The organism is bacterium (assembly GCA_024742285.1).
In the GTDB taxonomy this organism is placed as follows: Bacteria; Myxococcota_A; UBA9160; order UBA9160; family UBA4427; genus UBA4427.
In genome coordinates this window covers 253684-272032 of the sequence record JANSYR010000003.1, presented here as the reverse complement: position 1 = coordinate 272032, position 18349 = coordinate 253684, and the positions used below count along the sequence as shown (strand labels likewise).

At 71.5% G+C, this 18349-nt stretch carries 17 protein-coding genes; 3 read left to right on the top strand and 14 right to left on the bottom strand.

Going from position 1 to position 18349, the window contains the following annotated elements:
* Positions 1-14: 14 nt before the first annotated feature.
* From NXI30_07735 to NXI30_07725, 3 genes are all read right to left on the bottom strand, one after another.
* A complete protein-coding gene (locus NXI30_07735) occupies positions 15-440 on the bottom strand; it encodes a nuclear transport factor 2 family protein (protein ID MCR9094092.1) in 426 nt (141 codons plus the stop codon).
* 113 nt (positions 441-553) lie between these two features.
* Complete coding sequence (locus NXI30_07730; protein MCR9094091.1) at positions 554-1726, bottom strand: pyridoxal phosphate-dependent aminotransferase; 1173 nt, start codon at positions 1724-1726, stop codon at positions 554-556.
* Positions 1723-2586: an SDR family oxidoreductase gene (locus NXI30_07725; protein ID MCR9094090.1), complete on the bottom strand. Its 864-nt coding sequence runs from the start codon at positions 2584-2586 to the stop codon at positions 1723-1725. Before NXI30_07725 ends, NXI30_07730 begins: the two co-directional genes overlap by 4 nt.
* Before the next feature lie 35 nt (positions 2587-2621).
* Here NXI30_07725 and NXI30_07720 point away from each other — a divergent pair, with 35 nt between their 5' ends.
* Together NXI30_07720 and NXI30_07715 are read left to right on the top strand one after the other, a co-directional pair.
* Positions 2622-3365, top strand: coding sequence for a gamma-glutamyl-gamma-aminobutyrate hydrolase family protein (locus NXI30_07720; protein MCR9094089.1), 744 nt, complete (start codon positions 2622-2624; stop codon positions 3363-3365).
* A complete protein-coding gene (locus NXI30_07715) occupies positions 3365-4105 on the top strand; it encodes a 1-acylglycerol-3-phosphate O-acyltransferase (protein ID MCR9094088.1) in 741 nt (246 codons plus the stop codon). The genes NXI30_07720 and NXI30_07715 overlap by 1 nt, the downstream gene beginning before the upstream one ends.
* Positions 4106-4126: 21 nt before the next feature.
* Here the strand turns inward: NXI30_07715 and NXI30_07710 are convergent, their stop codons facing one another.
* From NXI30_07710 to NXI30_07670, 9 genes are all read right to left on the bottom strand, one after another.
* Positions 4127-5980 carry a hypothetical protein gene (locus NXI30_07710; GenBank protein ID MCR9094087.1) on the bottom strand — a complete coding sequence of 618 codons (1854 nt, stop codon included), beginning with the start codon at positions 5978-5980 and terminating at the stop codon, positions 4127-4129.
* 144 nt (positions 5981-6124) lie between these two features.
* Entirely contained in the window at positions 6125-7705 is a 1581-nt protein-coding gene (locus tag NXI30_07705) for an AMP-binding protein (GenBank protein ID MCR9094086.1), read from the bottom strand.
* Entirely contained in the window at positions 7702-8820 is a 1119-nt protein-coding gene (gene menC, locus NXI30_07700) for an o-succinylbenzoate synthase (protein ID MCR9094085.1), read from the bottom strand. Before menC ends, NXI30_07705 begins: the two co-directional genes overlap by 4 nt.
* A 40-nt stretch (positions 8821-8860) precedes the next feature.
* The gene (locus tag NXI30_07695) at positions 8861-9766 is read right to left on the bottom strand and encodes a 1,4-dihydroxy-2-naphthoate polyprenyltransferase (GenBank protein MCR9094084.1); all 906 of its coding nucleotides are present in this window, start codon (positions 9764-9766) and stop codon (positions 8861-8863) included.
* Positions 9763-10614, bottom strand: coding sequence for a 2-succinyl-6-hydroxy-2,4-cyclohexadiene-1-carboxylate synthase (gene menH / locus NXI30_07690; GenBank protein MCR9094083.1), 852 nt, complete (start codon positions 10612-10614; stop codon positions 9763-9765). Before menH ends, NXI30_07695 begins: the two co-directional genes overlap by 4 nt.
* Positions 10611-12443 carry a 2-succinyl-5-enolpyruvyl-6-hydroxy-3-cyclohexene-1-carboxylic-acid synthase gene (menD, locus tag NXI30_07685; protein MCR9094082.1) on the bottom strand — a complete coding sequence of 611 codons (1833 nt, stop codon included), beginning with the start codon at positions 12441-12443 and terminating at the stop codon, positions 10611-10613. The genes menH and menD overlap by 4 nt, the downstream gene beginning before the upstream one ends.
* Positions 12444-13901: an isochorismate synthase gene (locus tag NXI30_07680; protein MCR9094081.1), complete on the bottom strand. Its 1458-nt coding sequence runs from the start codon at positions 13899-13901 to the stop codon at positions 12444-12446.
* Positions 13898-14626, bottom strand: a complete 729-nt coding sequence (locus NXI30_07675) for a ubiquinone/menaquinone biosynthesis methyltransferase (GenBank protein ID MCR9094080.1) — start codon at positions 14624-14626, stop codon at positions 13898-13900. Before NXI30_07675 ends, NXI30_07680 begins: the two co-directional genes overlap by 4 nt.
* A gap of 45 nt (positions 14627-14671) precedes the next feature.
* Positions 14672-15457 (bottom strand): MerR family transcriptional regulator, encoded by a 786-nt coding sequence (locus tag NXI30_07670; protein MCR9094079.1) that lies wholly within the window; start codon positions 15455-15457, stop codon positions 14672-14674.
* A gap of 166 nt (positions 15458-15623) precedes the next feature.
* Between NXI30_07670 and NXI30_07665 the strand changes: the two genes are divergently transcribed.
* The gene (locus NXI30_07665; GenBank protein ID MCR9094078.1) at positions 15624-16349 is read left to right on the top strand and encodes a PilZ domain-containing protein; all 726 of its coding nucleotides are present in this window, start codon (positions 15624-15626) and stop codon (positions 16347-16349) included.
* A 31-nt stretch (positions 16350-16380) separates the two neighbouring features.
* On the opposite strand, the gene NXI30_07660 is transcribed toward NXI30_07665, so the two are convergent.
* Together NXI30_07660 and NXI30_07655 are read right to left on the bottom strand one after the other, a co-directional pair.
* Positions 16381-17106 (bottom strand): glutamine amidotransferase, encoded by a 726-nt coding sequence (locus NXI30_07660; protein MCR9094077.1) that lies wholly within the window; start codon positions 17104-17106, stop codon positions 16381-16383.
* Positions 17107-17171: 65 nt separating this feature from the next.
* A complete protein-coding gene (locus tag NXI30_07655) occupies positions 17172-18002 on the bottom strand; it encodes an RNA methyltransferase (GenBank protein MCR9094076.1) in 831 nt (276 codons plus the stop codon).
* Positions 18003-18349: the final 347 nt, after the last annotated feature.

The window sequence follows — 18349 nt, the reverse complement described above, 5'->3', positions numbered from 1 at the left end:
GGCGCCCGCGTGGACTAGAAGAAGGTCTTCTGGTTGGCCGCGAAGTCCCAGTAGGAGCGCAGAAGGGTGATCTTGCCCGCGTCGTTCACCTCGTAGACGTTGATCACTTCGTTCCAGCCGACGCGGCCATCGGGTCCCTTGGCGATGATCGTCCCGACGTTCACGCAGGCACCGTTGCCGTCGAGGGTCTGGCGGACCTCGAAACGGATCGCGTCGGGCTTGATGAAGGCCGCACAGAAATCGCGGATCTCGTCCTTGCCGATCCGACCGCGCCCTTCCGGATCCCACTCGGACGGGCCGTAGGGATCCTGGACGACGGCATCGTCGGCGAAGAGGGCGAGCCAGCCCTCCCCATCGCCGGCCATCGCGAGCTCCATCGACTGGATGCTCGCCTCCCGGGCGGGCGTCTTCGGGGCGTTCTTCACGAGATCGATCGACATGGCGGGGGTCCTTCGGTCGGGCGCTCGACAGGCGCGGGCGAGGTGTCGTCGCGCGAGGCGCGGCCGACCGAGGATACTCGATCACGGGCCCGAAGGGCGTGCCCCCGCGCGCTTCAGCCGCGACCGAGGACCTTCGCGAGTCGCGTCGCCGCCTCGATCACGTCGTCCGCCGGTGCGGCCGTGAAGCTCAACCGGATCCATTCGCCGTAGGCCTCGCCGCAGCTCGAGCCCGGCGCGACGAGGACGCCCTCGGCGAGGCAGTCCTCGAGCAGTCCCTCGAGCCCCCGTTCGTCCAGGCGATCGCGCACGTCCAGGAAGAGGAAGGTCCCGCCCCGCGGCGCGTCCTCGCCGAGCAGGTCGGCGACCCGGCGTCCGACCTCGCGATCCTGGGCGTGGGCCGTCTCGAGCCAGCCCGCCCCGCCTTCGAGGGCCGCGAGGGCCGTGTACTGCGCGATGATCGGTGCGTGGTAGTAGACGTGGGTCCCGATCTTGCGTGCGTTGTGGATCAGGTCCGCGGGCGCGGCCAGGTAGCCCACCCGCTGCCCCGCCATCGCGTAGCTCTTCGAGAACGAGTAGACCGAGACCGTCCGTTCGGGCGCGAAGCAGGCCATCGAGACGTGGGCGCCGGGGCCGCCGTCGTAGTGATAGTCCTCGTAGACCTCGTCGGAGAAGATCCAGAGGTCGTGGCGCCGGGCGAGCGCCGCGAGCGCTTCGAGCCACTCCCCCGGAATCACCCGACCCGTCGGATTCGACGGCGTCGAGACGTAGAGGACGCGGCTCCGGGGGGTGATCCGTGAAGCGACCGACGCGACGGCCTCCTCGACGTTCGAGACGCGATCGAAGAAGGGGACCTCCACGGGCTTCGCGCGGAAGCTCTGGGCGATCCCCCGGATGAGGGGCCAGAACGGGGCCAGGATCAGGATCTCGTCGCCGGGCGAGAGCGTCGCTCCGGCGACGGCCGCCAGTCCTCCCGTCGCGCCGGCGGTCACGAGGATCTCGTCCGGCGCGTGCGTCAGCCCGTTGCGGCGCGCGAGCTTCGCGGCGATCGCCTCGATCAGCGCCGGCAGGCCGCGCGTGTCGCCGTAGGCGTGGAGGCGCGGATGATCCGCCGACGCGACGTCCTCGGAGCGCGCGCCGGGGAAGGGATCCCGCCAGGTATCGCCGACGTGGAGGGGGAAGAGCGGGCCCGGGTGATCCGCCATGCGATCCGCGAAGGGCGAATAGATCGCCCCGGGCATGGCGAGGGTCTCGGAGGCGAGTCGCGGCATCGGACGGCCGTCGCTCAAGCGTCGGCCGTCTCGCGGATCAGCTCGCCGTAGCCCTCACGGTAGGTCGGGAAGCGGAATCGGTAGCCGCTCTCCCGGGCGAGGGCGTTGCTGCATCGCTTGCTCCCGACCTCCCTCCGCCGATCGCTCGGCGCGGCCTCGGCGTCCGGCTCCTTCGGCGGCGGGCCACCGGTCTCCTTCGCGAGCCAGGTGTAGACCTCGGACTCCTCGGCGCTCCGGTCGTCGACGCCGAGATAGAGGGGCGCCGGATCGGGATGGAAGAGCAGATGACGAATCAGGCCGGCGGCATCGTCCCGGTGGATCCGGTTCGTGTAGTGCTCACGCCCTCGCAGGACGAGCTCCCCCGACCGGGCACGCTGGATCAAGCGCGTGCGACCGGGCCCGTAGATCCCCCCGAGTCGGACGACGACGCTCCGGATCGCGCTGGCGGAGACGAGCCCCTCGCTCGCGAGCAGGGTCTCGCCGCGGAACTGGGTGGGATGGGTGGGGGATTCCTCGGTGATGATCTCGCCTCGCCGCTGCCCGTAGACGCTCGTGCTCGAGGTCATCACGATCCGCTTCGGTCGCTGTCCCTCGTCGAGGAGCCACTGGAGGAAGCCCGCGAGGCCGTCGAGATAGGCGTGGCGATAGGCCTTCTCGTTTCCGCCGTCGGCGCCGACGGCGAAGACCGCGTACTCGACCCGCGGCGGCGCCGGCCCGAGCGCCGACGGCTCGGCGAGATCGCCGGCGATGCCCTTCACGCCCGGAGCCAGGGCGTCGACGTTTCGTCGGACGCCGAAGACTTCGTGCCCCTCCGCCATCAGCATCCCGGCCAACGCGTTCCCCACGTAGCCGCATCCCGCGATCACCACCTGCGCCATCCGGGCAGGATGCCGCAGCTGGCTATGCTCGTGCCATGGAAAGGCCGCGAATCGGGATTCCGCTCTGCCTCGACGATCGCGGTCGCTGGCGGCCGGGTAGGGACTACGTCTACATCGACCACGCCTACGCGCGGGCGGTCGACGAGGCGGGCGGGATCGCGGTGCAGCTTCCGATCCAGTCGGACACGGCGGGGCTGATCGAAGGGCTCGATGGGCTGCTCCTGCCCGGCGGCGACGATTTCCCGAGCGATCGACCGCTTCCTTCGGGCGTCGAGCTCGACCTCGCTCCGGCTTCGCAGATCGCCTTCGACGCGGCGATCCTGGCCGCCGCGCGCGAACGCGACCGGCCCATACTGGGGATCTGCTACGGGATGCAGCTGCTCGCCCGCGAATCCGGCGCCGAGCTCGAGCCCCATCTCCCGAGCGCCGTCGGCGCATTCGATGCCCACCGCCTCGACGAGTCCCGGCGCCACCCGATCGAGGTCGCCCCGCAGACGCGCCTCGCGGCGATCCTCGGCCCGGGTGCGCATCGGGTCAACAGCCTCCATCATCAGGCCGTTCGCGCGATCGGTGACGGTCACCGCGTCGCGGCGACCGCTTCCGACGGGGTCATCGAAGCCATCGAGACCCCGGATCGCTGGGAGATCGGCGTGCAGTGGCACCCGGAAAAGATGGACGAGGCGACGAGCCGCGCCCTCTTCGCGGCCTTCGTCGAAGCGGCACGTGCGGTGCGCGCCCGAGCGGACGGCTCGGCGACTGACCGAGCGGAGGGCGCCTGATGCGACCGGTGCTCTCCGCGCTCTTCTGGGCCTTCATCGCCCTCTCCTCGATCGTGCTCTTTCCGATCGCGGTCCTGATCTTCGTCGTCACCGCGCCCTTCGACTCCCGACGCGCCCTCCTCCACCGCTTCACCTGCTTCTGGGCCTCGCTCTACACCTGGCTGAATCCCGCGTGGGCGGTGACGATCCACGGTCGCGAGCGGCTCCATCGGGCGGGGCCGGCGGTGATCGTCGCCAACCACCTGTCGCTGCTCGACATCCTCGTGATGTTCCGACTCCAGAGCCACTTCAAGTGGGTCTCGAAGATCGAGAACTTCCGCGTGCCCTTGATCGGCTGGAACATGACCCTGTGCGGGTACATCCCGCTCCAGCGCGGGACGAAGACCAGCGTGATGTCGATGATGCGCGCCTGCGACGCGGCGCTCGACGCGGGCAGCTCGATCGTGATGTTCCCGGAAGGCACGCGTTCCCCGACCGGACGCATGCGCGCCTTCAAGCCGGGCGCCTTCGAGATCGCCCAGCGAAACGGCGTGCCGATCCAGCCCCTCGTGATCCGCGGGACCGGAGACGCGCTGCCGAAGCGCGGCTTCGTCCTCCAGGGCCGCCACGACATCTCGATCGAGATCCTCGACGCCGTATCTCCGTCGGACGTGGAGAAGACCGCCCCGGAAGAGATGATGGAGCGCGTGCGGAACCGGATCGCCGAAGCGCTCGACGAGCCGACACCCGCGGGCTCCTGATCCGAGATCCGAAGCAGCGACTCAGCCGATCGAAGACGCTCGCACGGAGGACGAACGGGATCTCCCGGTCGAAGCCACCAGCGAAGCCGCCCCGATCAGGAGCGCCGCCCCGAAGCTCGGCTCGGGCGCGAAGAGCGGCGGTCGCAGATTGTCGGCCCAGATCGCCAGATCCGCCTCGTCGACGAAGCCATCACAGTCGAGATCGCCCTGTCTCTGGCTGACGTACCGCTTACCGAGGTTGCCGCGGATGCGCTGTTCGTCGTCGAGATCGACCGCGCCGTCCCCCGTCGCGTCACCCGGGAAGAAGGGAGGACGGCAACGCCACTCGTGCTTCTCGAGATGGTCGAGCTCGATCTCGACGAAATGCGACGGCTGCTCCGCCAGGACGACTGCGAGCACCCTCGCCGTCCGCAGGGCCGAGAAGTCGAACGAATTCGCCAGTGGCCGATCGGGGTCGAAGACCGCGCTGCCCTGCAGAAGAACCGAGACGAGCGCCGAGCTCGTGGCGCCATCGGCGCGGACGGCCCGCCGATGGAGACTGGTCGTCAGGATGAGCGTGTCGAGGGGCGGCGGATTGGCCGGGTCGACCCAGGGCTCGGCGCACTCGGGCGGATACTCGTCCCGGTCCTCCTCGCATCCGAGGGAGCGGAAATAGGCCTCCTCCTGCTGCAACCGAGAGGGAAGCCAGCCCACGAGCGGATCCGTTGCGGTGGCCGCGTACACGTCGAGGCGAGGCGGACGTTCGCAGAGGAGATCGCAGCTCTCCCAGTCGCGCCCGGCCAACCGGTAGTCGCCGAGACGACCGGAGATGCGGAAGTCGCGATCGGGAGCGAGCCCGAAGTCGAGGCGAGTGTGCACGTCGGGCGGTGGACGGCCGGCACTCGTCACTCCACAGGGATCCCGACTCGTCGGACGCGCGTCGTCGACCGAGATGTCGAGTTGGACGCGCGATCCGAGGGGCAGGAACGAGAGGGCGGGGTCGAACGGGAGGCCCCCGCTGCCGTCGTGCACGTCGACGACGGAACCTCCCATCGTCCACGCCGTGCGGAGTGGGACGCCGCCCGGCGCGATCAATCGTCCGCGAATCCGGACGTCCCGAAACGGCAGCTCGAGGACGATTTCACCCGGAGGCAGAGCGGACAGGTCCGGCGTGTCGGGCGGCAGGAGTCCGTCGCCGATGATGAAGTGCTGGCCGAAGCTCCACTGGCATTCGCTGTCGGGCGAGGCGGCTGCCCAGAGGTTCGGAAAGCGGGCCGCGTCGTCGGCGAATCGCACGCCGAGCCGGGCCACCTCCCAGTAGCGCCGCCCTTCGCCTTCGGGACCGTGCGGCAGCGCGACGCGGGAGCAGGTCGAGCCGTGCGCTCCCGACGTGCACCAGGCCTCGCCGGCTGCGAAGAGACTGAGGACGGCGCATTCCGGCGCGTCGAGGCGTCCAATGCATTCGACCGCGGGATTCCGGGCCGCAGTCCCACCCTGATCGTCGAGACTCAGGCTCAGGTCGAGGTACGGACAGTCGCCCGTCTGCCGGTTGGCGCCGAGCTCGAAGACCGAATCACCGACCCAGAGCCGAAGATTCGCCTCGACGTCACAGTCCCCGAAGCCGAGGATCTGACCGGTGCCGCGCCGCCTGGCCGCGCGATCGGCGACGAACTCGATCTTGAGCGGTGCCCCGGGCACGATCGACGGGTCCATCGGATCGCTACCGGACTCGACGACCCCGATCCAGGTCCAGCGCGCCAGATCCGGCGTCGAATCGGGCTCGCCCTCGACCGTGAGCGCGGGGGAGGCGTAATGAAAGAGCAGAACCGCTGCGGCCAGAGCGCGGGCCGCGAGCGCGTGAGGCGCGATGCGAATCTGGAACCGGCGTCGGCGCACGCTTCCCCCTTCGATCAGGGGGTGGGCCGAACATAGCATCCGTGCGAAGCGGCCTTGCCCCGAGCCTTCGAAGATGCGGCCACGAAACGGCGGCCTTCGCGGGCCGCGTGATCGGCGGCCCGGCGCCCGGTCGTTTCCGATCGGCTAGTCGTCCCCGCCGAGGCGCCGACGAAGCAACTTGCCCGTCGCGTTGCGCGGAAGTACGTCGACCGTTTCGATCCGAGCAGGTACCGCATAGCCGGCGAGACGCGCGCGGCAGTACGCGAGCAGCGCGGAAGGCGCGAGCCGTGCCTCCTCGCGGAGGACGACCCAGGCGGCGGGACGAGCGCCGTAGGTCTCGTCTTCGATGCCCCGGACTCCGGCTTCGACCACGTCGGGATGGGCTTCGAGCACCGACTCGATCTGCGCCGGATAGACGTTCTCGCCGCCGGACAGGATCAGATCGGTGCGGCGATCGAGGACGCGCAGGCGGCCCGCTTCGTCGAGGCGGCCGATGTCGCCGGTCGCGAGCCAGCCGTCGAGAAGCGCCGCGCGCGAGGCCTCCGGGTCGTCGAGGTAGCCCCGCATCACGATCGGCCCGCGCACCCGGATCTCCCCTTCGACCCCTGGCGCACACGCCGTGCCGTTCTCGTCCACGATCCGAAGCGAGACTCCGCCCAACGGCACGAGTCCTCCGGCGGGCTCGTCGACCGCGGCGCGCGGCGGTCGCGTCGCCACCTGCGAGGCCGCCTCCGTCAGTCCGTAGGTGGGGGCCAGGGGATACCCGAGCGCCTCGGCGCGCCGGATCAGGTCGTCGCTCGCGGGTCCGCCCCCGAGCAGCACGAGCTCGAGGGTCGCCGGCGCCGGACGGTCTCCTCGCGTCGCGAGGACCCGCTCGAGCATCGTCGCGACGAAGCTCACCCGCGTGATCCCGTCCTCGTCGAGCGCCCGCGCGACCTCGACCTCGTCGAAGCGCGCGTGCAGGACGACGCTCGCGCCGACCCGGGAAGCGCGAATCAGGATCGCGAGCCCGCCGATGTGGAAGAGCGGCATGCAGAGCAGCCAGCGATCGGAAGGCGAGCTGCCGAGCAGCGACGCGGCCCCGTCGGCGCTCGCGATCAGGTTGTCGAGCCCGAGCACGGCGCCCTTCGGCCGCCCGCTGGTCCCGGACGTGCGCAGCACGAGCGCCGCCCCTTCGTCCCGTCGTCGTTCGGCGGCGCCGGCGAGCTCGTCCGCGCGCCCGGGCGCCGGCGACGCGAGAAAAACGAGCGGGCTCGCGCCATCCGGCGACTCGAGCCGAACGAGCGGGCTCGCGCCATCCGGCGACTCGAGACGAGCGAGCGGGCTCGCGCCATCCCGCGGCGCGAGCGCGAGAAGACCGCAGCCCGTTTCCCTCGCGAGTCGCGAGCCGAGCGCGTCGCTCGGCGCGACGACGAGGAAGCGCGCGTGGGTCTCCTCGATCGCCTGCGCCTGCTCGATCTCGGAGAGGCGGGCATTGAGCGGCAGCATCGGGGCCCCGAGCTCGAGGAGCGCGAAGAGGAGGGCTGCGCCCTCGACCGATGGCGGCGCGAGCACCGCGACGAGATCCCCCTTCGCGACGCCGGCGTCTTCGAGGGCGGCCTGCATCCGTCGCGACGCGTGCGCGAGCGCCGACCAGGTGAGCGACGTCGCCCCCATGCGAATCGCCTCGGCGCTCCCGTGGTCGCGAAGCGCGTTCGCGAGCACGCCCTCCTCCGCGCCGGTCACCGCGTGACCTCGTGGACGAGCTTCGCCGCGTCGAAGACGGGCCCGTCCGGCGTGAGGCCGAGACCGGGCCCGGTCGGCGTCGGAAGTCGCCCCTCCGTGACGGGATCCGACGCGTCACAGAGGTCCGCGGCGAGGAGCGGCCCGGTTCCGAGGCCGTGGATCTCGTCCGGCGCGCCGGTCGCGCCCGCGAGGGCACGCGCCGCCGCGCGACCGATCGCCCCATCGATCAGCGTCGACCAGACCAGCCGTCCCCCCTGCTCGCCCACCGCGCGGACGAGCTCGAGGGCAGCGTCGAGGGAACCGAGGGCCGCAGGCTTCGCGATCCAGATCGAGACCGGCCGCGCCTCGAGCACGCGCCGCCATCCCGCTCCGAGCAGCGCCTCGTCGGCCGCGATCGCGATGTCCGCCTCGGCGGCGAGCCGCGCGAGCGCCTCGAGATCCGTGCGCGCGACGGGCTGCTCCACATAGTCGACGTCGAAGCACGCGAGCGCCACCAACGCGCGACGCGCCTCCGTCTCACTCCACGCTTCGTTCGCATCGAGCCGGAGCCGCGCCGAGGGACCGATCACCTGTCGCAGGGCCGCGACGCGATCGAGATCGACACCGAGACGGCGCGCGCCCGGCGACACCGCGAGCTTGAGCTTGAAGGCCTGGAAGCCCCGGGCGACGAGGGCCCGCGCCGATTCCACGACCGCCTCGGGGGTCTCGCCGCCAACGAGGGCCTGGGACGAGACGCTCGGCAGGGGGCCGTCCCCGAAGCCCGCGTCCCGGCCGAGGCGCTCGGCGAAGCTCTCCCCCACCTGCCTCGCTTCGAGGTCCCGCGTGGCCGTCGACCAGGCGAAGTCCGCGCAAGGCTTCGTGACGTCCGAGGCGGGCGCGGTCCCGTCGAGAAGCGCGACCAGCCGCTTGCGGCAGGACTCGAAGGACTCGGTCCCGAACTCGGGCAGCGGCGTCGCTTCGCCCCAACCGACCCGACCGTCTTCGTCCTCGAGGGCGACGACGAGGGCGTTGCGGCGCTCGATCGGACCGTGCGCCGTCGCGAGGGGCCGCACCAGTGGAAGCGCGGCCTGCAGGATCCGCCCGCGGCGCCAGCCGCCGAAGTCCGGCTGCCTCACGATCGGCCCGGGCCCGCGGAGCGAAGGGCAGGTCGACGGCTCACCCGGTCACCCCGGCCACGAGACCGAGCGCGAGCAGCAACGAAAACAGGAAGCCCGTCTGCGCCGTCGCCGCGAGGGCCTGGTTGAGCGCCGGCCCCTCTTCGCTCGTCTGGATCACGCCGAAGATCCGGACGACTCGGGGCAGACAGGCGAAGGGAAGCAGCACCCAGGGCGAGAGTCCCAAGGCGAGCCAGAGGCCCACCGGAAAGAGAAGCGCGCCCCAGACGAGAAACGCCCACTCCGCTCGCGCTCCGCTCCGCCCGAGCCGGACCGCGAGCGTCCGCTTCCCGGCGACCGTGTCGGTGTCGACGTCGCGCAGGTTGTTCACGACGAGGATCGCGGTCGCGAACGCACCGACGGGGATCGCACAGAGCCAGGCGAGGGTCGGCAGCGTCCCCGTCTGCACGAAGGTCGTGCCGACCACGGCCACGAGGCCGAAGAAGAGGAAGACCGCGGCGTCGCCCAGGCCGTGGTAACCGAGCGGATAGGGACCGCCGGTATAGGCGATCGCGGCGACGATCGAGACGGCCCCGATCGCGAGGATGACCGGGCCGGCCACTGCCGTCAGATAGAGGCCAGCGAGGGTCGCGAGGGCGAAGACGACGATCATGCCGCGCTTCAGCTGCGCCGGCGTGAGCAGACCGAGCTGGGCCGCGCGGGGCGGGCCGATCCGCTCCTCGGTGTCCGCGCCCTTCTCGAAGTCGAAGACGTCGTTGGCGAAATTCGAACCGATCTGCAGACAGAGCGCGCCGATTGCCGCGGCCAGCGCTGCGCCCGCATGGAGGCCCCCTTCGACGAAGGCCACCGCCGTCCCCACGAGCACGGGCCCGATCGAGACCGGCAGCGTCTGCGGCCGGATCGCCATCACCCATGCGCCGGGGCTCCCCGGTCGTACCTCGCTCATCCTCGTTCTCCTTCCCGGCGCGTCTCGATCTCGGCGAGGAAGGCGCGCAACACGTCGCCGAAGGCGTTCACGTCCTCGAGATGCGCGGCGTGGCCGACGCCCTCGATGATCTCGATCCGTGCGTCGGGCATCGGCGCGGCCAACGCGTCGGCGATCGCCCGGAACTTCGCGTCCTCGCCCCCCGCCACGAGCAACACCGGCGCCGTCACGTGCTCGAGCCCCTCCCAGACCGGTGCCTGCGCGCCCGCCCCCATCCCCCGCAAACTGTTCGCGAGGCCCTTCGGCCGCTGACGGAGACGCTCCGCCCGCGCCCGCGCCAGGAAGTCCGGGCCGAGGCGCGACTGGCTCGCGAAGATCGGCAGCGCCATCCAGTGGTCGACGAAGGCCTCGAGTCCTTCGTCCTCGATCCGATCGGCGAGGGCTTCGTCCGCTGCGATCCGGGCCGCGCGATCCGCCTCGTCCGCGATCCCCGCCGTCGCGCCGATCAGGCTCACGCTCGCGAACCGTCCGGGGAAGGCGACGGCGGTCGCGAGGGCCGTGCGCCCCCCCATCGAGTAGCCGACGAGGTGAGGCCGCTCGAGTCCGAGGGCGGACGCGGCGGACGCGACCTGCCGCGTGCAGACGTCCATCGCGTAGGGCGCGACGTCGTCGGGGGCATCACTCTCTCCGTGCCCGACCAGCTCGAGGCGCACGACGCGGTAGTCGGCCGCGAGGGGCGCGGCGACGCACGCCATGCTCTCGGCGGAGCCCGTGAAGCCATGCAGGATCAGGACCGGCGGGGCCGATTCGGGGCCCTCGATCACGGCACGCAGGCGCACGCCGTCGGCGTCGACGAAGACGCCGCTCATGAGGGGGCCTCCGCATCGACCGCGGCGCGCGCCTTCGCGACGGCCGCCCGGTAGCGGGTCTCGTTCGTCCCCGCCTCGACCGGGACGTGGACGATCGAGACGCCGCGCGCGGCGGTCCCTTCCTCGATCGCCTTCTCGAGCGCAGCGACCTCGGAGACACGCGAGTACGGCAGCGCGAATGCCCCGGCCACGCGCTCGAGGTCGAGACCGTGCGGGGTATGGAAGAGCTCGCGGAACGCGACCGACTCGCCCTGGCTCGCGATCGGCAGCATGGAGAAGATCCCGCCGCCGTCGTCGTCGAGCACGACGATCGTGAGGGGGAGCGTGACCCGCCGCGTGATCAGCAGGCCGGAGAGATCGTGCAGGAAGGCGAGATCGCCGGTGAAGAGCACCGTCGGCCGATCCGTGGCCGCCGCGATCCCGAGGGCGGTCGAGTTGATCCCGTCGATTCCCGCGGCACCGCGACTCGCGTGGACGCGGAGACGGGACGCGCGCACGCCGAAGCCCAGATCGAGGAGGCGAACCGCCATGCTGTTCGACACGAAGAGCGCTGCGTCGTCCGGGGTGCATCGCGCGACGGCGCTCGCCACCGTGAGGCCGCAGAAGCCCGCGTCGTCCCGCGCGACGTCGTCGATCGCCGCGCGCGCGACGGTGTTCATCGCTTCGAAGTCCCGACACCAGGCCCGCTCGCGCAGCGGCGGTCGCGCCGACGGCACGCCGAGCTGCGCCGCGGCGCCATCGAGGAGCGCCGCCGCGCCCCCGCGAACGACGCGGGTCGCGCGATGAGAGGGCTCGCCCCACTGCCCGCCTTCGTCGAGCCAGAGCACTTCGCGAGGTTCTGCGGCCTCGATCCAGAGCCGCTGGGGCTTCGAGACCGGCGGATCCCCGACCCGGACCACGACTTCGGGCACGCGCGCTTCGCGGAAGGGCCCGTCCCGCAGCAGCAGGTCGCCCGCGTCGAGAATCGGCGCCCGGCCCGGCTCGCGGCCCGCGCGCAGGTTCGCGGCGGGATCGGCGAGCACGGGCCACCCCGACGCCGTCCCGAACGCTGCGATCGCGTCGGCGAGGGCGGGGTCGTCGTCGCGCGGCCCGACGAGGATCACCCCGCGTTCGTGCGCCTCCGCGAGTCCGGCGAGCACGTCGATGTCCTCGCGCGCCGGGATCGCTCGCGCCGCCGAGAAGCGCGGCACCCGCAGCTCTGCGGCCGACGCGGCGAGGATCTCTTCGAGCTCCCCTTCCGGCGGCGGCAGCGGCTCGCGGAGGGGCCAGTTCAAGTGCACCGCGCCCGCCGGCGTCGACGTCGCTTCGTCGAAGGCCCGACCCGCGAGCTGCCCCGCATGACGCAGCGAGGCCTCCCCCGCTTCGGGAATCGGGACCTCGCTCGCCCAGCGCGTGTAGCCGCCGTAGAGACCGTTCTGCTCGATCGTCTGCCCGGCGCCCCAGTCGCGCAGCTCCGGCGGCCGGTCCGTCGTCGCCACGATCATGGGCACCCGCGAGTAGTGGGCCTCGACGATCGCCGGCAGGTAGTTCGCCGCCGCGGTGCCCGACGTACAGACGAGGACGGCGGGACGGCCCGAGGCCTTCGCGAGCCCGAGAGCGAAGAACGCCGCGGCCCGTTCGTCGAGCTCGACCCAGGTCCGCAGGCCCGGCGTATGCCGGGCGCTGATCGTGAGGGGCGTCGATCGCGAACCGGGCGAGACGACCACGTGTTCGACGCCGGCGGCGCGGACGCCGTGGAAGAACGCGCCCACGTAGGCGTACACCGCCGCGGGATCGGCGACGAAGGCCGACGCCGGGCGCTCCGTCCGGAGATCGGGCGGAACCGTCACCTAGATCTCCGTCAGCGGAGCGAGCAGCGCGCGAAGCTTGATCCGCGTCTCCGCGAGCTCCTGCGCGGGCACCGAGCCAGCGACGAGTCCCGCTCCTGCGAAGAGCAGCGTACGACTTCCGCCCCCGGCCTCGTCGGCCCCGTTCCGGATCAGCGCCGACCGGAGCGCGACGCGGAAGTCGCCTCCACCCTCGAGGTCGAGCCAACCGATCGGAGCGGCGTACCAGCCGCGATCGAGCCCTTCGACCCGGCTCAACCATTCCCGCGCGGCCGGCGCCGGGACGCCCCCCACGGCCGGGGTCGGATGCAGGGCTTCGACGAGCCCGACGATGTCGGTGTGCTCGGGTCGCAGGCGACCGGCGATCGAGGTCTCGAGGTGCTGGATGCCGAAGAGCCTTCGCAGCACCGGCGCCTCGGGCACGTCGAGCCGTACGGTGCGCGCCTCCAGGACGCCGCGGACCGCCTCGACGACGTGCCCGTGCTCCGCGCGTTCCTTCGCGCTCGCGAGGAGCGACGCCCCGAGCGCCTGGTCCTCCTCGGGATGCCGTCCGCGCGGCGCCGACCCGGCGAGGGCGGCGGTCGCGACGACGTCGCCGCGCGTCCGGACGAGCAGCTCCGGCGTTGCCGCCAGGAAGGTGTCGTCGCCACGTCCCATCGCGACCAGGGTGCAGGTCGGATAGAGCCCGCGCAGTCGTCCCAGGAAATCCGGCACGTCGACCGGACCGTCGTGCGCGACCGAGAGCGAGCGAGCGAGGACGACCTTTTCGAGTTCACCCTCTTCGAAGGCGCCGAGGGCGTCCTCGACCTGAGCGCAGAAGACCGCGTGGGGCCGATCCGACTGGACCCGGTACTCGGGTCCATCTCCCCAGACGTCGGAGAGATCGATCGGAGCTGCCGCCGGGGCTTCCGGCAGGGTCGCGAGGGATTCGAGCGAGCGGGCCCGCGCCTCGAGCTCCGCCTGGACCGACGCCGCCGTCGCCCCGGGCTCCACCCGCACGACCAGCGTCGCGCTCGGCGCACCGTCGATCCGCGAAACGACGAGCGCCGGCAGAACGAAGCGCGCCGCCGGGAAGGCCTTCCAATCCTCGCTGCCGCGTGAGGTCGACTCGAATCCGAAACCGCCGAAGAAGGAGGGGCTGCCCGCCACGCGCGTCTCGCCGGTCCACGCCATCCGTGCCGACACCTCGCGCGTCCAGCTCCGGACGTCCGCGAAGCGATCCGCCCCGGCGCTCTCGATCTCGTCCGCGAGACCGACGGCCAGCGCCAGATCTCCGGACTCACCCTGCTCCCAGAAGAAGCGATCCACGCGTCCCGCGGCAGCGAAGCCACTCAGGGGACAGGCGAGCACGGCCTCGACCGCCGGGTCGGCGACGACGCAGGCGAGCCAGAGCGTTCGTCCCTCGTCGCGCGCCCGCGCGACGAGATGTTCGATCGTGTCGGCGTCGGGTCGCAGGTTCACTCGCGTCCTCCTCCCACCGGCGTGAGCGGACCGCGCACGCCGGTCAGCATCTGCGCGGAGCCGAGGAAGACGGTCTCGCGCTCCACCTCGAGGAAGCCCGCCCCCGAGAGCATCTCCTTGAGCTCCTCCGGCGGCGGCAGGTAGGCCGTCGACTGCGGGAGATAGGCGTAGGCCTTCTTGTCGGAGACGAGGCCGCCGACGAAGGGCACGATCCGATCGAAGTAGAGGGAATGCGCGGCGCGGATCGGGGCCCACGCGGGGCGATCGACGTCGACCAGCGCGATCCGCCCGCCGGGCTTCAGGATCCGGGCGGTCTCGGCGAGCACGCCCTTGAGCGACACGAAGTTGCGGAGCGCGAAGCCGCAGGTCACCACGTCGACGGAGGCCGTCTTGAAGGGCAGCCACTCGCCGTCGCCCTGGACCGAGCGGAAATCGAGACCGCGGGTGCGCCCCTGCTTCAGCATCTGGAGCGCGAAATCGACGCCGATGACCTCGGCGCCCCGTTCTTCGACGAGCTCGCAGAAGTCGCCGGTCCCGCAGGCGAGGTCGACGACCAGGTCACCGTCCCCGACGCCGATCTTGTCGAGCAGTCGGCGCCGCCATCGCTGGTCCATGCCGATGCTCATCACGCGGTTGAGCGCATCGTATTTCGGTGCGATGCGGTCGAACATGTCCTGCACGCGAACGCGCTTGTCTTCACCGGTCGGCAGATCGCCTAACGCCACGGAAACTCCACTGTCTTTGCTCTGCCCATCCACTCGTCTCGAGGCCTAACGCCAGGAGACCTCGAGTCGGGCCTTCTGGGTCGCATCGAGCGCACGTTCGAGGGCGCTCTCCTCGCCGCGCCCGCGAAGCCGCGCGAGAGCGCGGGCGACGACGGTACGCTGGAAATGCAGGGCGACGATCTGGGTCGCCCGGGGAAGGAGCCGCTCGAAGGTCCGGCGGACTTCTTCTTCTTCGTCGCCCGAGGCCTCGCGCAGCGGTGTGCGGACGTGATCGTCGAAGAGGTCGATCGCCTGCTCGGCCAGCGCGTCGACGTTCGCCGCGTGCTGGGCCGCGAGCTCGAGGAGCCGGTCGAGGGGCAGACCCATTCCGAGGATCTCGAGCGCCCCCTTCACCATCTCGAGGTCCTGGCGCGGGAAGCGCTCCTCGCCCTGCACCTCGATCGGCTGGATCAGGCCGGCCTGGATCACCGACGCGACCAGCGCCTCGGGGACGCCGGTCTCGGCGGAGAGCTCGGCCCGGGAGACGGTGCCTTCGCCGATGCTCCGGGCGGCGAGGGCTTCGAGGAGGCCGCGATCGTCGGCGCGATCGGGGGCTCCGGCGGAGCTGCCCTCGGCGGCCTCGTCCTCGAGGAGTCGGCGAATCTGCGCGAGCGAGAAGCCCTGGTCGAGGAGCGCCCGGATCCTCCGGATACGCTCGAGGTGGACCTCGCCGTAGATCGCGAAGCGACCCTCGCGCCGCGGTCCGGGAATCAGGCCGCGGGACTGGTAGAAGCGCACGGTGTCGACGCCGACACCGGCGGCTTCTGCGAGCGCTGCGACCCGATAATCCATGCGGTGACTCTAAGAGTGATCACTCGAAATGTCGAGCAACGCGGGGCTGCACCACCGCGCTTGACGCTCTTCCCCTCGGGGCGACAGGCAGGGCCCGAACTCAAGCGTCGGTCGGACAGGCCGAAACGAGTGCGAGGCCCGTCGATCGGGCCGAGGGGACCGCGACGTGGAAGACGTGGAAGACGCCAGCCCACAGACGCGCCGGCTCATCATCGAGGCCGGGCGTCTCGTGATCCTGCATCCGGAGGGACCCGCCGGCGGCTTTCCGCTGGTCGTCCCGGTCGACCACGTCGAGGACGGAACCCACTGGTTCCTCGGCTCGATCGAGCCTCTGCGCCGCGGCGAGAGCCTGCTCGTCGAGTGCCCGATCCCCGACGACGCGCGCTACGCGACCCAGGCGACGGTCGTGGCGTGCTCGCCTTCGACCTTCGGTCTCAGGATCGAGGCCGAATGGGAGCGAGTCCAGCAGCGCGCCTTCGTCCGGGTCTCCGCCCACGGCTACCAGGTCCGCGTCGTGCGGCTCGTGATGCCGGGCCCCGCGGAAGACCAGGACGAGCCGATCGACGACGTATTCGACCTCCTCGACGTCTCGGCCGGCGGCCTCCGCTTCGCCAGCGACGACGACTTCGGGGTCGATGAAGACGTGGTCTGCCATTTCGAGCTGCCCGGCTCGCTCTGCTTCGTGCTCCCCGGTCGGATCGTCCGCGCACCGGACGCGCCGACGACCCGACGCGGCAAGCCGAGCACGGCGGTCGAGTTCGCGGGGCTCGACGAGACGAATCGTTCGCAGCTGCTTCGCTGGGTCTACCGCGAGCAGGTGCGGCGCCACCGCGACGAAGCGCGAGCGGAAGAGAAGGCCCGCGCCCGCGTAAAGCGGCACTCACGGCGCTGATCGCGCGCCCCGGCCCCCTGCGCTCCGCGCGTCAGCCCTTCTCGACGAAGGCCGCGAACCGCTCGAGGGTGCTCGTGAGGACCGGGGTCTCGACCGCGTTCTCGATCATCGCATCCGGGTCGAGCCCCTCGCTCTCGATGATCTCGCGGCGGGCCGCGACGTACCCCTGCATGATGTCCCGGTCGAACTCCGGGTGGTACTGCAGCCCCCATTGTCGCGGACCGAACTTGAGCACCGCGTGGGCCTCGAGGTCCGTCGTCGCGAGCACCTGCGCGTCGGACGGCGGCCGGAGAACGCTCTCGAGATGGGACATGTGCCCCGGCTCGACGGCCCCGATCAGGACCGGATCGTCGACGATCGCCGCCGTATCGTGTCGGACCTCGACGGTCCCCATCTCGCGTCCGTTCGGATTCGCCCCGACCTCGCCGCCGAGGGCGTGGGCCAGGAGCTGGTGGCCGTAGCAGATGCCGAGAACCGGCATCGCGTCCGCCTCGACGATCTTCGCGAGCCACGCCGCCGAGGCTTCGCTCCAATCGGCGCGGTCGGTGACCATGAGCGGCGAGCCCGTCACGACGACCCCCGAGATCGAGGCGGGATCAGGAAGCGGATCGCCCGCATGGACGTGCGCCACCGCCAGCTCGTCGTCGGCGACCCCCATGCCCTTCGCGATCCATTGGTGGAAGTCGCCGCGCGCCGCCTTCACGGGCGCGAGCGCCTCTCCCGTCTTCACCACCAGAATCGATCCATCGCGCGCCACGTCGCTCGCTCCTCTGCGAAGGACGTAACGTCGGGCTCCGAACGACGGGCCGCAATGGCCGGCGGTCACCTCGCGCGAAAGCGGTGGAGCGCGATCGCGGCCGCGACGGAGACGTTCAGGGAATCGACCCCGGGCTCCATGTCGATCCGGGCGCGGTGGGTCGCCCGCGCGAGGGCCGCCTCGGAGATCCCCTCGCCTTCGGTCCCGACCAGGAGCGCCGTGTGCCCGAGCGCGCTCGGGTCGAGGTCCGCGAGATCGATGCCCCGGGGATCGGGATCGAGGCCGACGACCGCGACGCCGAGATCGACCAGGCCGGCCAGCAGCGCGTCGAAGTCCTCCGCGCGGGCGAAGGGAACGACCAGGCTCCCGCCCATCGAGGTCCGGATCGCCTTCCGGTAGAGCGGATCACAAGAACGCGGGCAGAGCAGGACCGCGTCGCCGCCGAGGGCCATCGCGCTGCGCAGGATCCCGCCCACGTTGTCGTGATTGGTCAGGCCTTCGAGCAGGACGAAGCGCGCCGAGCGCGACCGCGACCCGGCGCGCGAGATCGTCTCGCGGACGAGCGCGAGCGGATCCCGAGACGCCGGCCGCGCACAGGCGGACAGCACGCCGCGGTGGATCGCAAAGCCGACGATCGCGTCGAGGACGGACTGCGATGCGACGAAGATCGGACAGTCGGGCCGTGCGTCGCCGAGTTCGGCTTCGAGCGCGGCCCACGCGCGGTCCGACAGCAGGATCGATTCGGGGACGAGGGGCGAACGCTCGAGGAGGACCCGGAGGTTGCCGCGCCCTTCGACGATGAAGCGGTCGCGATCGCGGGCGAGCTGCGCGTCCTTCAGGTTCCGGTAGTCGGCGATCCGGGGATCCTCGAGTGATTCGATCCGGACGGGGTCCATCGCGCGAGCGAAGCACAGCGCGGGGCGGAGCGCGAAGCCCTCGGCGGAACGGGGCCCCGAAACGAGGCCGCCCCACCGCTCGAGGGACGGTGGGGCGGCGGTCCATCCAGGGAGTCGATGGACCCTTTTCGGATGGGAGGAGACGGAGCGTGGGGGCTAGCGGAGGCCGGCGTCCCTGGGGACGTCGGTTCCGGTGGATGCATCCGGCAGGGGATCGGGGGAGACCGCAGCCAAACCGATCACTGCCAATCCCAGGCAGGTACAGAAGCCGTATCTGAGCCAGAGCATCGATCGCGCCATCATCGTCGCGTCACCTCGGGACGATTCGAGAGAACTCGTTCGCGGAG

Coding starts and splice junctions, on each gene's coding strand:
- NXI30_07735 (MCR9094092.1), bottom strand. CDS start 440: ATGTCGATCGATCTCGTGAAGAACGCCCCGAAGACGCCCGCCCGGGAG.
- NXI30_07725 (MCR9094090.1), bottom strand. CDS start 2,586: ATGGCGCAGGTGGTGATCGCGGGATGCGGCTACGTGGGGAACGCGTTG.
- NXI30_07720 (MCR9094089.1), top strand. CDS start 2,622: ATGGAAAGGCCGCGAATCGGGATTCCGCTCTGCCTCGACGATCGCGGT.
- NXI30_07715 (MCR9094088.1), top strand. CDS start 3,365: ATGCGACCGGTGCTCTCCGCGCTCTTCTGGGCCTTCATCGCCCTCTCC.
- NXI30_07695 (MCR9094084.1), bottom strand. CDS start 9,766: ATGAGCGAGGTACGACCGGGGAGCCCCGGCGCATGGGTGATGGCGATC.
- menH (MCR9094083.1), bottom strand. CDS start 10,614: ATGAGCGGCGTCTTCGTCGACGCCGACGGCGTGCGCCTGCGTGCCGTG.
- NXI30_07670 (MCR9094079.1), bottom strand. CDS start 15,457: ATGGATTATCGGGTCGCAGCGCTCGCAGAAGCCGCCGGTGTCGGCGTC.
- NXI30_07655 (MCR9094076.1), bottom strand. CDS start 18,002: ATGGACCCCGTCCGGATCGAATCACTCGAGGATCCCCGGATCGCCGAC.